Source organism: Cryobacterium sp. PH31-AA6 (assembly GCF_030063195.1).
GTDB lineage: Bacteria > Actinomycetota > Actinomycetes > Actinomycetales > Microbacteriaceae > Cryobacterium.
In genome coordinates this window covers 215463-229168 of record NZ_JASISS010000002.1, presented here as the reverse complement: position 1 = coordinate 229168, position 13706 = coordinate 215463, and the positions used below count along the sequence as shown (strand labels likewise).

Genomic DNA, 13706 nt, shown 5'->3' with positions numbered 1-13706 from the left:
AAAGGGCGGATCCGCCCGCGGGCACCGAGGCGGACGAAGGCTCGCCCAGCGCCTATTCTTGATCGAGATGATTACGAGACGAATGGCCGCCCTGCGGCTGGATATTCCGCTGGAGATGGCGCAGCGGCACGAGCTCCCCTCGCGGATGACCGAGGCCGAACTCAGTGCCATCGAGCGCAACCCACCGGCCTGGCTGGTGCAGTCGCGGGCCAATCGCACGGGGAAGAAGCCGGTGTGGGTCGAACTTCGCTGTGACGTGTGCGGTTTCTCCGAGGCGGCACGTCCGAAGAAATGGTGGCCCAGCTTCAGCTACCTGACCTGTGACTTCCACGGTTCCGATGAGCTTCCCGACCCGGAGGCCGGCCTCAGCCGCACAGAGGTCGACGGAATAGGCAGTCGGTTCATCGGCATCGTCGACGGGACGCCCTGAACCTGATCCCCGGCCCGAGCGCCTGAGGGGCGGGCCACCGGTTCGTGGCCCGCTCCTCAGGCGCTCGGATGAGCGTGGTCTAGATGAACAGGGTGGTGTTGGACTCCGACGCCTCGCCGAGGAACGTCGCGACCCCGCCGAGTTCCACGTTCTCCATCAGGTCGGACGGCGCGATGCCGAGCAGATCCATCGTCATGGTGCAGGCGATCAGGCGCGCACCGCCGGCCTGGGCCGAGGCGATCAGCTCGGGCAGGGAGGCAACAGAGTTGTCCTTCATGACCTTCTTGATCATCGCGGCTCCTGCGCCGAGCATGTTCATCTGGGACAACGGCATGCGTGCGGCGCTGGAGGGCATCATGGTCGCGAACATCTTGTCCATCAACTTCTTCTCGCGCTTGGGAGGGTCAATGCGGCGGAGCGAGTTGAGCGCCCAGAACGTGAAGAACATTGACACCTCCTCGCCCATGGCGATGGCGCCGTTGGCGATGATGAAGGCCGCGATGACCTTGTCGAGGTCCCCGGAGAACAGGACGAAGGACGTCTTGCCGGGCCGGGGCTCCGCCGGGGTGGTCGCCGCGGCGGTCGCGGCTACGGCTCCGCCCTTGCGCATTGTGGCGACGTAACCGGAGCCCTCCGGCTCGATGGCCAGAAGCTGGTGGCCGTTGCGGCGCGCCCAGACCGGAGCGTCACTGGCGAATCCCGGGTCGGAGACGTGCACGACGAGTTCGTCGCCCGGGGTCAGTGCCTTCATCTTGTCGGAAAGCTTCATGATCGGGCCGGGGCAGGCCAGTCCGGAGCAATCCAGGTCGACGCTGAGGCCGGTGCCCTGGCTCAGGGCGTTCGACTTGGCCGCCGCCGCGACGATGTCGACGGATTCCGCGTACGCGGTCATCGGCAGGGGCGGCTTGTCGCTGTCGGGCTTGACCTCGTGCCAGGACCGGAACGTGTCCGACCCGCCGGAGAGGGTGGCGAGGTCGGTGAATCCGCGCTGCACCAGTGAACGGTACGCCAGGTAGCTTCGGAAGCCGACGGCGCAGTACAGCCGGATGGCCACTTCCCTGTCCCAGGACTCGCTGATCTCGCGGATGCTGCCGAGCGGCACGTTCTCGGCACCCGGCAGGTGCCAGATGGAGAATTCCTCCGGAGTGCGCACGTCGATCAGGCGGGTGCCTCTGGTTGCTTCCGGGTAATCCTGGGCGTACCAGAGGGTGAGGTCGCCGCGCAGCACGTTGCTGGCGACGAAACCGGCCATATTGACCGGGTCCTTGGCCGAACCGAACGGCGGGGCGTAGGCAAGCTCGAGTTCCTCGAGGTCGTAGACCGTCAAGCCGGCGCGCACCGCGGTGGCGAGCACGTCGAGACGCTTGTCCACGCCGTCGAAGCCCGCGGCCTGCGCGCCGAGGATGCGTCCGGTCTCGGGGGAGAAGAGCACCTTGAGCTGCATCATCGACGTGCCGGGGTAGTAGCCGGCGTGCCCGGAGGGGTGCACGTGCACCGCCCGGTACGGCACCTCGGCGGCGAGCAGCTGTCGTTCAGTGGCGCCGGTGCCGCCGGCGACCATGTCGAAGATCTTCACGATCGAGGTGCCCTGGGTTGACCGGTATTCGGTCGTGCGCCCGCAGATGTTCTCCGCGGCGACTCGAGCCTCCCGGTTCGCCGGTCCGGCGAGAGGGGCCAGCCACTGACCGGGCAGTACTGTGTGCGGGGTTTCGACGGAGTCACCGGCCGCCCAGATGTGAGGGTCGGAGGTGCGCATGTGGGTGTCGACGGTCACGCCGCCGCGCGCGCCGAGGTCCAGCCCGGCGGCCTTGGCCAGCACGGTGTTCGGGCGCACGCCGGCGGAGAGGATGACCAGGTCGGCCTCGAGCACGGACAGGTCCGTCAGCTCGACATTCAGCCCGCCGCCCTTCCGCTCGGTGAAAGCGGCGGCTGCGGTCGACAGATGCAGGGTGATACCCCTGCTGCGCAGGTGGTGTTCCACCGGCACGGACAGCTCGTGGTCGAGCGGGGGGAGGATCTGGTCGCTCATCTCGACCACATCGACGAGGGCGCCGCGGTGTTTGAGGTTCTCGGCCATTTCGAGACCGATGTAGCCGGCGCCGATCACGACGGCCCGGACCGGGCCTCGTGCTCCGCCGGCCGCCTGGCCGATGGCGGCATCGAGCTCGGCTTTGATCACGTCCATGTCGCCGATCCGCCGCAGCACGTGTACGCCGGGGAGGTCGATGCCGGGAAGGGGCGGGCGTAAGGGTTCGGCGCCGGTGCACAGGGCCAGAGCATCGTAATTTTCGATGTATTCTCGTCCGCTGTCGACCTCTCGGATGGTCACCGTCTTATTCACCCGGTCGATCGCGGTGACCTCGTTCCCGACCCGCACGTCGATGTCGAGGGACTCACGCAGGCTTTCCGGGGTTTGTAAGAGGAGTCGGCTGCGATCGGCGATGACTTCGCCGATGTGGTACGGCAGCCCGCAATTGGCGAACGAGACGTGGTGGCCCCGCTCAAGGACGATAATTTCAGCGAACTCATCCAGACGGCGAGCTCGTGCGGCGACAGAGGCGCCAGCGGCGACCCCGCCAACGACGACGATCTTCATGGGAATGCCTTTCGGTTGGCCGGACGAGCGGTGGGGCCAACCCGGCAGATACCCCCACGGGTATGTTGGGGCTTCTGCTCAGGGTACACCTCAGGCGCGGCGAGCGCGCACGCATGGACGGCGCCTGACCTCTGGCCTCCGGCGGCCTGTGCCTACTCGGGGTCGAGTATTCCCAGCAGGAGCACGTCGATGTGGGAGGCGAGGGTCGCGGTCAGGGTCTGGGGGTCCTGGCGGCCGAGACTGACCCGGATCAGTTCCATGTGCAGCGTGGAGAAGACCGTCCGCGCCGCCCCGTTGAGGTCGATGTCCTTCCGGATCCGGTGCGTCTGCGCGAACCGGGCCAGGATGTTCCCGACCGCGTCCTCGAGCTCGGAGATGCGGGCCAGCGCTTCGGTGCGGTACCTGCCCTGCTCGGTGCCGAAGAGGATCTCTCGCTGGTACACGGCGGTGTTCTCCGGGAACGCCAGGCTGAGGTGGATCTGGGGTTGCAGCAGTGCCATGATCGCGTCATTCGGCGAGGCTGCGTCCGTGGACTCGGCGACCCCAAGGCGAGTCGTGAGGCGCATCTGTTCGTTCATCACCATCAGCAGCAGCTCCGCCTTGGAGCTGGCGTACCTGAACAGGGTGCCGGTGCCGACATCCGCCCGTTCGGCGACCATCTGTGTCGTCACCGACGAGTATCCCTGCCCGGTGAAGAGCGCAGAGGCGGCCTCGAAGATCCGCTGGTGTTTGTCGTGTTTGTTCCGTGCTCGCCGACCATTGAGGACCGGCACACGCGAATCGGCAGTGGATTCCACGGCAGGTCCTTCTCTCTGGGCCGGCTCGGGCGCGGACGACCCCATTCTTGTCGACTTGTCGTAAAACTAGCATACGGAGTACGCTCCTAAATGAGCACAGTCCGTTTGTTGGAACTGCACGACGACACGAGGGGAACGACATGACCATCGACCCGAAGAAGGCCCACCTCTGGATTGTGGGCGGGGGCATCGCCGGCATGGCGACCGCAGCCTTCGCGATCCGGGATGCCGGGGTACCCGGCGAGAACATCCACATCCTCGAGGAACTGGGGCACGTCGGCGGCGCCATGGACGCGATGGACTCTCCCGCAATTCGTGGCGCCATGGTGACACGCGGCGCGCGGATGTTCGACGAGGAGGCGTACCAGCTCACCTGGGACCTGTTCTCCTCGATCCCTTCGCTTGAGGACCCGGATGTCACCGTTCGGCAGGAGATGCTGGACTGGAACGACAAACACGAGACCCATGGCAACACGCGACTAGCCGATGCGCGGCACCAGATCCTGAACGCCGCCGATTACGGACTGAACGCGCGTGACCGGTTTGAGATGACGCGAATGCTCGCCCTGAGCGAGAAGGCCCTCGGGGCACGCCGCATCGAAGACCTCTTCAGTGCGCACTTCCTGCAGACCAATTTCTGGCACATGTGGCGCACCACGTTTGCCTTCCAGAAGTGGCACTCCGCAGTGGAGCTTCGGCGCTACTTCCTGCGCTTCGTCCAGGAGTTCGACAATCTCTCGACGCTCTCCGGGGTGCGGCGGACCAAGTACAACCAGAACGACTCGATGATCGTGCCGCTGCAGCGCTGGCTCGTGGCTCAGGGCGTCGATGTCCGCTTCGGCACACGCGTCACCGATGTCGACTTCACGAGCTCCCCCCAGCGGCGGCGCGCCACGTGCCTGCACGTGGCGGACTCGGCCGGCAGTTCGACGATCGACCTCGGCCAGAACGATTTCGCGTTCCTCACCATCGGATCCATCGTCGCCGACACGAGCTATGGCGGCAATGACACCGTGCCTCCGCTGGTCCGGGACCGGGTGGACGGGGGCTGGTCGCTCTGGGAGGAGCTGGCCAAGAAGGCTCCGGACTTCGGGCGCCCCAACACTTTCTGCGGCAACGTCGACGAGAGCAAGTGGGAATCCTTCACGCTCACCATGCACAGCGACACGCTGATCAAGCGCTGGGTCGAGTACACCGGCAACGAGTTGGGCACCGGCGCCATGACGACGTTGATCGATTCAGCCTGGTACCTGTCGGCGGTCGTGGTGGCCCAGCCGCACTTCGTCAACCAGCCCGAGGGCACCTACACGATGTGGGGCTGGGGGTTGGAGATCGATAACGAGGGCGACTACGTCAAGATGAAGATGTCGCAGGCGACCGGTACCGAGGTCCTCACCGAGCTCATCCACCAGTTCGGCTTCGAGGACATCCTCGAGGAGGTGCTCGCCACAACCGACGTGACGACCTCGATGATGCCCTATGCGTCCGCCCTGTTCGCCCGGCGGGTTCCTGGAGACCGTCCCAAGGTCATCCCGGACGGCGCACAGAATTTTGCGTTCCTCGGTCAGTTCACCGAGCTGCCCAAGGATGTCGTGTTCACCGTGGAGTACTCGATCCACGGCGCCATGCACGCGGTGTATGAGTTCTTCGGGGTCGACCGACAGATTCCGCCGATCTTCCAGGGTCTGCACAACCCGAAGGTCGTGGTCAGGGCTCTCCAGTCTGCGTTCAACTGACAGTCCCGCGGCACGGCAGTCCCGCGGCACCGTTTTCCATCCGGCGGCACCCAGGCAGCTCGCTGCCTGCCGCACCCGCAACACAAAGAACAGGACACCTGGCCATGACCACCAATCCCAAACAAGCTCAGCTATGGATCCGGCGCCCTGGTGACTCGCGGCGGCCGGATGTTCGAAGAACAGGCGTACCAGACCACCTGGGACCTCTTCTCGACGATCCCGTCTCTGGAAGACCCGGACGTGACCGTCCGGCAGGAAATCCTCGATTTCAATTCCACGTTCAAGACCCATGCTCGGGCGCGCCTGGTCGACGGGAAACACCGTATCCTGGACGCCTCGAGCTACGGCCTGAGTACTGCGGACCGGTTCGCAATGACCCGCATGCTGGCGATGAGCGAGAAGACCCTCGGGGCACGCCGGATTGACGAGATCTTCGGCGAGCACTTCTTCGAGAGCAACTTCTGGCAGATGTGGCGAACCATGTTCGCCTTCCAGAAGTGGCACTCGGCCACTGAGCTGCGCCGCTACTTCGTGCGCTTCGTTCAGGAGTTCGACCTCCTCGACACGGTCGGTGGGATCTGCCGCACGAAGTACAACCAGTACGACTCGATGATCGTTCCGCTGCAGCGCTGGCTGGTGGACCAGGGCGTCGACGTCCGCTTCGGCACCCGGGTCGCCGATGTCGACTTCACCGATCGCCCCGAACGTCGCGCCACCCGCCTGCATCTCGAGGACCAGCAGGGCAGCTCGACCATCAAGCTGAGCGAGAACGATTTCACGTTCATCACCATCGGGTCCATCACGGCCGACAGCAGCCGCACTTCCCCAACCTGCCCGAAAACACCTACACCTTGTGGGGTTATGGCTTCGAGATCGACAACGAAGGCGACTACGTCAAGAAGAAAATGTCGCAGGCGACGGGCACGGAGATCCTCACCGAGCTGGTCCACCAGCTCGGTTTCGAGGACCTCCTGGACGAGGTCCTCGCCACGACTGACGTCACCACCGTGATGATGCCATACGCCTCGGCTCTGTTCAGCCGTCGAGTGCCGGAAGACCGTCCCCGGGTGGTCCCTGAAGAATCGCGGAACTTTGCGTTCCTCGGTCAGTTCACCGAGCTCCCCAGGGATGTCGTGTTCACCGTGGAGTACTCGATCCACGGCGCCATGCACGCGGTGTACACGTTGCTCGGTGTTGACCGGCCAATTCCTCCGATCTACCGCGGTATGCGCGACCCGAAGGTCGGCGTCAAGGCGCTCCAGGCCGCTTTCAAGTAGGCGCGGCGGCGATTCCCAGGCGGCGGGCGGGCCGTTCGATTGCGTGCCTCGCTGGCCGCATAAGAGCCGCATCCGTTCGCCGGCCCGGGTCGGCGGCCCAGATCGCCCAGTGGATCGGGCGGTTCAACGCGAGTCTCGTCGACCAGCCGGTCGTCATCTGGCGGCCGTGTCGGGAAGAGAGGGTGCTTCGAGGGTGCAAGCGGTGACGGCTGGAGTACTTTGGCGTTAGCCTCTCCTACCCGTAAAGGACGACTGAACATGCTCCATACCCTCGGCGTCTTCATCGCCCGGCACCGATTCATCGTGCTCATCGCCTGGGCCGTGGTGCTCGGCGTCTTCGTCGCGACCTCCCTCGGCGGCATTGCGGGGGAGACCCTGTTCCAACGGCTCTCCAGCGCCGGCCCGACCGTGAAGGGTGAAGCCAGCGAAGCGGAACAGCTCGTGCAGGGCGCGGGCAACACGGAAACCGAATCGCTGTCGCTTCTGGTCTACGGTATCGACCTGCCGGTGGCCCAGGGGGGAGAGGTCGGTCCCACCTCGATCGTCGCAGAGGCCGCCGCCGACCTGCGCAAGATCGATGGGGTGACGCAGGTGGCCAACCCGCTGGAAATCCCGGCGCTGCCCGACGGACAGCCGAATCCGGCCGCCGCCGTTCTACTCGCTCCAGACGGCAACGGTCTGCTCCTGAACGTCGCCATGTCCACCAGTAACGGGCGGTTGAGCGACTCCGTGCTCGGCCCGGTCCATGACCGGCTCGAGGCGGCCGCCAGCGACCTGCGAAAGGCCGCGCCGGCCGCGACCGTCGAGGTCGGTGGCACCCCGCTCCTGGTTGAATCGCTCGTCGCCGTCGCCGAGGCCGACCTACAAAAGGGCGAGCTGATTTCCCTCCCGATCGCGTTGCTGGTGATGCTTCTGATCTTCGGCGGCTTCCTGGCCGCGGGCATTCCCCTGATCGGCGCCATCGCCTCGATCCTTGGCGCCCTCGGTACCCTCTACGCGTTCAGTTTTCTGATGGACATCGACACGACCGTGCTCAACGTCATCACGGTGATCGGCCTTGGTCTGTCCGTCGACTACGGGCTGCTCATCGTGAGCCGCTTCCGCGAGGAGTTCAGGGCGCTCGTGCTGCGCACACCAGCGCAGCCCTATCCGGCTGCCGTCGCGCCGGGTGCCCAGGCTCCACGCCGCAGGCACGGCACGGATCGTGACCAGGCCCACCACGACCGGCACTTCCGCCACGAACTCATGCTTCAGGCCGTCGGCATCACGATCGACACCGCGGGGCGCACGGTGCTGTTTTCCGGCCTGACCTTCGCGATTGCGACTGTCGGTCTCCTCGTCTTCGAACCCACGATCATCCGGGCCATCTCCGTCGGCGCCGTATCGGTGGTGCTGATCGCCATCCTGACGGCGCTCGTGCTCGTGCCGGCGCTGCTCGGCTACTTCGGTGAACGTCTGCTCCAACCCGGTCTGCTCACCCGCATCCCCGGCCTCGGCGGACTCCTGACCCGGTTCGGGGACGTCGCGCCCAAGGAGGGAGTCTTCTCGAAACTGACCAGATGGGTGCAGCGCGCCCCCACTCTGATCGCCCTGGTCGGGATAGCCGTTCTGCTCGTTCTCGGGAGCCCGGTGCTCGGCATGAACGTCACGAACAGCGGCGCAGACGCCATCCCGAAGTCGGCGAGCCAATACGGCTTCGTCTCCGCCCTGAACGAGAACTTTCCGCTGGCGACGGGGGCGAAGGTGCAGCTGGTCGCCGACACGGACGAGACCTCGGCCGCGGGCTGGGCCGACCAGGTCAAGGCCTTGCCCAATGTCACCGCTGTCACCCAGCCCGTCGACGTGAACGGTCACTGGGTTTCCCGCGTCAGCGTCGAGACCCACGAGGGTCCGTCCGTCGTTCGCGAGATCCGCGCGGACCGTCCCGCCTTCGCCCATTGGGTGGGAGGGTCCGACGCGGCGTCGGTGGACTACACCGATTCGCTCCTCCGCGGGGCACCCTGGGCCGCGCTGATCATCGCAGTGGTCACCTTTGTGCTCCTGTTCCTGATGACCGGGTCGGTCATTGTTCCGCTCACGGCTCTCGTGATCAGCACTATCTCCCTCGGCGCCTCCGTGGGCGTCCTGGTCTGGGGGTTCCAGGAGGGCCACCTTTCCGGGGTGCTCAACTTCGATCCGGCGACCATCTCCGGCGTGGACCCGCTCGTGTTGACCCTCGTGCTCACCTTTGGGTTCGGCCTCGCCATGGACTACGAGATGTTCTTGTTGTCCCGGATCAAGGAGCACCACGATCAGGGCGAAGACACCCGGCTGGCGATCGAGACCGGACTGCAGAGCTCCGGCCGGATCATCACCTCGGCTGGATTGATCATCGTGCTCGTGTTCGCGGGGTTCGCCACCGGAGATCTGCTCCAGATGAAACAGATCGGCATCGCACTGGCGGTAGCGGTGCTGCTCGACGCCACACTCGTGAGGGCCGTGCTCGTACCTTCGGTGATGACATCGCTGGAGCGGATCCTCTGGTGGGCGCCACGGTGGCTGCATCCGCTCCACGCCAGGTTCGGCCTCCGCGACTAGGCCGGGCTCTTCTGCCGGGGCGTGCGCGGCATGGAAATGGCCGCCGCTACGGTGAGAGCAGCGATGACGACAAGGGCGAGGAAAACGGCGCCGGATGCTGCTTCAACGGTGGCCGGGTATCCCGACGATGACCGTGCGGCGGAGGACCCGGCGGCCAGGAAGATGCCGTTGGCGACCGCCCCGAAGATCGCGACCCCGACCGCGCTGCCCACGGACCGGGAGAACAGGTTGGCCCCCGTGACGACCCCGCGCTCGTCCCAGGCAACACTCGATTGGGCGGCGATCAAGGTGGGCGTCGCAACGAGGCCGAGGCCGAGGCCCACCACGAAGCAGCTGGCCGCGACGAGGGCGACCGAGGGCGTTCCCGAGGTGGCCGCGAGGGTCACGACGCCGAAGATCACGAACACCATCCCGATGAGCGCGGTGGACCGGAAGCCGATCCGGAGGTACAGGCGCCCGGACAGCGACGCCGAAATCGGCCAGCCGATGGTCAACGCGGCCAGCGCAAGGCCGGCAATGAGCGGCACCGTACCGAGGGCCCCCTCGAGGTAGGTCGGAACGAAGGAGGTGAGCCCGATCAGGATCGCACCGACGCCGACCGAGACCAGGGCGCTGCTGAGCAGCAGGTGGCGTCGGAACACCCAAAGCGGCAATACCGGCTCTGCTGCCCTGCGCTCGGCAAACCCGAAGCCGACGAGTAGGAGAACCCCCAGGCCGAAGGCACCGATACTCTGCGGCGAGTTCCAGGCCCAGGCCTGACCGCCCTCGAGCACGGCGAGGATAAGGAGGCTGAGCGCGGTCGTGAGCAGGCCGGCACCGAGAAAATCAATTCGATGCCGGCGAGGCACGACGGTCTCCTGGAAGGCGCGTAGCAGCATTGCGGAGGCCAGGATGCACAGGGGAATATTGACGAAGAAGATCCAACGCCAGGACAGGAACTGCGAGAACACTCCGCCCAGGGTGGGCCCGACGACGGAGGAGACGGCCCACACGCTGGCCAGGTATCCCTGTACCTTCGCGCGCTCGACGACGGTGTAGATGTCTCCGGCGATCGTGACGGCCATCGGTTGCACGGCCCCGGCGCCCAGGCCCTGCACCGCCCGGAAGGCGATCAACGCCGGCATGCTCCAGGCCAGCCCGCAGAGCACCGAGCCGAGCAGGAACAGGCCGATGCCCACGAGTACGATCGGTTTGCGTCCGACAGTGTCGGCGAGTTTCGCGTAGACCGGCACGGACACCGCCTGAGCGAGCAGATAGATCGAGAACAACCAGGGGAACTGGGCGAATCCGCCGAGATCCTTGACGATCGTCGGCACCGCCGTGGCCAGGATGGTCGCGTCGATCGCGACCAGTCCCGTGGTGAGCATCAGCGCGATCAGCACGGGACCGCGCTCCGACCTGAAGCCCACGTTGATCTCGCTCACCCGCACCCCTTCCGCGTGGAACTGAACCACCTTCAGTGCAAGCGGTGGAGGCGGCCCGGCATTCCCGGCCGCGCCGGGGACGCTCGGTGGGCGCGCACCAGGAGCCGGCAACACTCGAATGAGAAAGGCCCCGGCGACGAACGCCGGGGCCTCATGCACTGTCTCAACCAGCGCTCGTCCGTTCACAGCAGAGCTGCTCACGGAAGTCTTGCTTCAGCATACAGGCGCGGAAGTTCAAGCCGTCCCCACGACCTGCCTGACGTCTACAGTCTCGCCTGCACCCGCACAACCGAGCCCGCGGGGGCATAGGGAACCGTGCGCCCCTCGATCGCCACCCCGTCGACGACCAGTTGGGCCCGCGCCCCGTCACGCCCGGAGTTGGCGACGCTGATGACGTACGTCGCACCACGGGCCTGACGGGTCACGGTGAACTCCGGGATATCCGGACCGATCTGCGGGTCGATGACGAGGCCGTCGTAGTCGGTGCGCACGCCGAGGAGGTACTGGGACACGGCGACGAAATTCCAGGCGGCGGTGCCGGTGAGCCAGGAGTTCTTGGCTTCCCCGTGCCGTTTGGCTTCCTTGCCGGCGATCATTTGCGCGTACACGTAGGGTTCGACCCGGTGGACCTCGGAGATCTCTTCCCGATAGGCGGGAGTGATCTTGCGGTAGTCGTCAAACGCTCTGGCGCCACGACCCAGCACCGTCTCACCGATGATGACCCAGGGATTGTTGTGGCAGAAGATGCCGCCGTTTTCCTTGTATCCGGGAGGGTAGGTGGAGACCTCGCCGAGTTCGATTCGATAGCTCTGGTACGCCGGGTACTGCAGCACGAGTCCGTGCTCGGACCCGAGCAACCGGTCAACGGAATCCAGGGCGCGAGCCGCCGGGCTCGTGGCCGTCGGGGTTCCGTCGGCATTGTGCTCGACACCGACCCCGGCGAGCACGGCGAAACCCTGCGGTTCGATCCAGATCTGGCCCTCGGTGTCCTCGTGGGTGCCGACCTTGTTGCCGTAGAAGTCGTAGGCCCTGAGGAACCATTCGCCGTCCCAGCCGTGGCTGAGCAGGGCACCGCTCATGTCATCGGCGGCGGACCGCGCCCGCGCCGCCTCGGCCTCGTCGCCCCGGAGGGCGGAAATGCGTGCGTAGTGACCGGCGGCGAGGACGAACTGGGCGGCGATGAATGTCGACTCGGCTACGCCACCGGCCTGGTTCTCGGTGGTCTGGAAGGACTCACCCGGGGTGGTGGAGAAACAGTTGAGGTTGAGGCAGTCGTTCCAGTCGGCGCGCCCGATCAGGGGCAGGCCGTGTGGTCCCAGGTTGCCCAGGGTGAACTCGAAGGAACGGGTGAGGTGGCTGTAGAGGTTCTCGGCCAGATCGTCGTTGTTGTCGAAGGGGACGAGCTCATCGAGGATGCCGAAGTCGCCGGTCTCCTTGAGGTACCCGTCGACCCCGATGATCAGCCAGGCCGGGTCGTCGTTGAAGCCGCTGCCGAGTTCGTTGTTGCCGCGCTTGGTGAGCGGCTGGTACTGGTGGTAGGCAGACCCGTCGGGGAGCTGTGTGGCGGCGATATCGAGGATGCGTTCGCGGGCCCGATCGGGGATCAGGTGGACGAAGCCCAGCAGGTCCTGGGTCGAGTCGCGAAATCCCATCCCGCGACCGATGCCCGTCTCAAAATAGGAGGCCGAGCGGGACATGTTGAACGTGACCATGCACTGGTACTGGTTCCAGATGTTGACCATCCGGTTGAGCTTGTCGTCGGGGGAGTCCACCGTATACGCGGAGAGCAGGTTGTGCCAATGTTCGCCGAGCGCGTCGAAGGCGGCATCCGCTGCCTCTGTCGTGCCCAGCCGGTCGAGGAGGGCCCGGGCGCGGTTCTTGTTGATGACCTGCTTGGCGTCGTCGGCCCATTTCTCCTCGCCGTTTTCCGCGTTGTTCTCGACATAGCCGAGGACGAAGACGAGGTCGCGGCTCTCGCCCGGCTGGAGGGTCGAGTCGACCTGGTGCGATGCGATCGGGTACCAGCCCGACGCCATTGAGTTCGCAGCCGTGCCGGCCAGGGGGACCTTCGCCTCGGCCAGCGTCTCGTACAGGCCGACGAAGGTCTCCCGGTCAGTGTCGAAGCCGGCGATCTCGGTGTTCACACCGTAAACGGCGTAGTGGTCTCGACGCTCCCGGTATTCCGTCTTGTGGTAGATCGCGCTGCCCTCGACTTCGACCTCGCCGATGGATAGATTGCGCTGGTAGTTGGTCTGATCGTCCTGGGCGTTCCACAAGCAGAACTCGAGGTAGGAGAAGAGGGAGAAGGACTTCACCTCGTCGGAGGTGTTCGTGATCGTGACCTTCTGCACCTCCGCCGTTTCGCCGAGGGGAACGAAGTAAAGTGTGGAGACTCGGAGTCCGCCTCGCTCGCCCGTGATCCGGGTGTAGCCCATGCCGTGGCGGGTCTCGAAGAAATCGAGGTCTTTTTTCACCGGCAGCCAGCTGGGAGTCCAGACGTCGCCGCCGTCGTTGATGAAGAAGTACCGTCCGCCGGAATCGGTGGGGATGTCGTTGTAGCGATACCGGGTCAGGCGACGCATTTTCGCGTCCTTGTAGAAGGTGTACCCACCCGCCGTATGCGAGATCAGCGAGAAGAAGTCCTCGCTGCCCAGGTAATTGATCCACGGGTAGGGAGTCACCGGAGTCTCGATGACATATTCCCGGGCTTCGTCGTCGAAGTGGCCGAACCGCATGCGTGCACCTTTTCGATATCCACGGACCAGCCGCGGCGGCGATTCATCGTGGGTCAAAACCGTCGCTGCACCCGGACCTCGTCTGAATGAGAGCGCTCTCACGGGCGCTGGATCCAGCCTAGCAAACACCGGGG

8 protein-coding genes and 1 pseudogene are annotated in these 13706 nt (G+C 65.6%); 5 read left to right on the top strand and 4 right to left on the bottom strand.

Features of this window, described 5'->3' with window-relative positions:
• The first annotated feature begins 67 nt into the window (after positions 1-67).
• Positions 68-430: a hypothetical protein gene (locus QMG61_RS02925; RefSeq protein WP_283492829.1), complete on the top strand. Its 363-nt coding sequence runs from the start codon at positions 68-70 to the stop codon at positions 428-430.
• 79 nt (positions 431-509) lie between these two features.
• Here the strand turns inward: QMG61_RS02925 and QMG61_RS02920 are convergent, their stop codons facing one another.
• A complete protein-coding gene (locus QMG61_RS02920; protein WP_283492828.1) occupies positions 510-3026 on the bottom strand; it encodes an FAD-dependent oxidoreductase in 2517 nt (838 codons plus the stop codon).
• Positions 3027-3178: 152 nt separating this feature from the next.
• A complete protein-coding gene (locus QMG61_RS02915; protein WP_283492827.1) occupies positions 3179-3823 on the bottom strand; it encodes a TetR/AcrR family transcriptional regulator in 645 nt (214 codons plus the stop codon).
• Positions 3824-3963: 140 nt separating this feature from the next.
• Between QMG61_RS02915 and QMG61_RS02910 the strand changes: the two genes are divergently transcribed.
• From QMG61_RS02910 to QMG61_RS02895, 4 genes and pseudogenes are all read left to right on the top strand, one after another.
• Positions 3964-5559, top strand: coding sequence for an oleate hydratase (locus QMG61_RS02910; RefSeq protein WP_283492826.1), 1596 nt, complete (start codon positions 3964-3966; stop codon positions 5557-5559).
• 150 nt (positions 5560-5709) lie between these two features.
• Positions 5710-6375, top strand: a pseudogene (locus QMG61_RS17505) (oleate hydratase); the annotation flags it as partial.
• A gap of 35 nt (positions 6376-6410) precedes the next feature.
• Entirely contained in the window at positions 6411-6836 is a 426-nt protein-coding gene (locus QMG61_RS17500; RefSeq protein WP_283492825.1) for an oleate hydratase, read from the top strand.
• A gap of 258 nt (positions 6837-7094) precedes the next feature.
• Positions 7095-9413 (top strand): MMPL family transporter, encoded by a 2319-nt coding sequence (locus QMG61_RS02895; protein ID WP_283492824.1) that lies wholly within the window; start codon positions 7095-7097, stop codon positions 9411-9413.
• Here the strand turns inward: QMG61_RS02895 and QMG61_RS02890 are convergent.
• Together QMG61_RS02890 and QMG61_RS02885 are read right to left on the bottom strand one after the other, a co-directional pair.
• A complete protein-coding gene (locus QMG61_RS02890; RefSeq protein ID WP_283492936.1) occupies positions 9410-10780 on the bottom strand; it encodes an MFS transporter in 1371 nt (456 codons plus the stop codon). The genes QMG61_RS02895 and QMG61_RS02890 overlap by 4 nt on opposite strands.
• 320 nt (positions 10781-11100) lie before the next feature.
• Positions 11101-13572 (bottom strand): glycoside hydrolase family 94 protein, encoded by a 2472-nt coding sequence (locus QMG61_RS02885; RefSeq protein WP_283492823.1) that lies wholly within the window; start codon positions 13570-13572, stop codon positions 11101-11103.
• Positions 13573-13706: the final 134 nt, after the last annotated feature.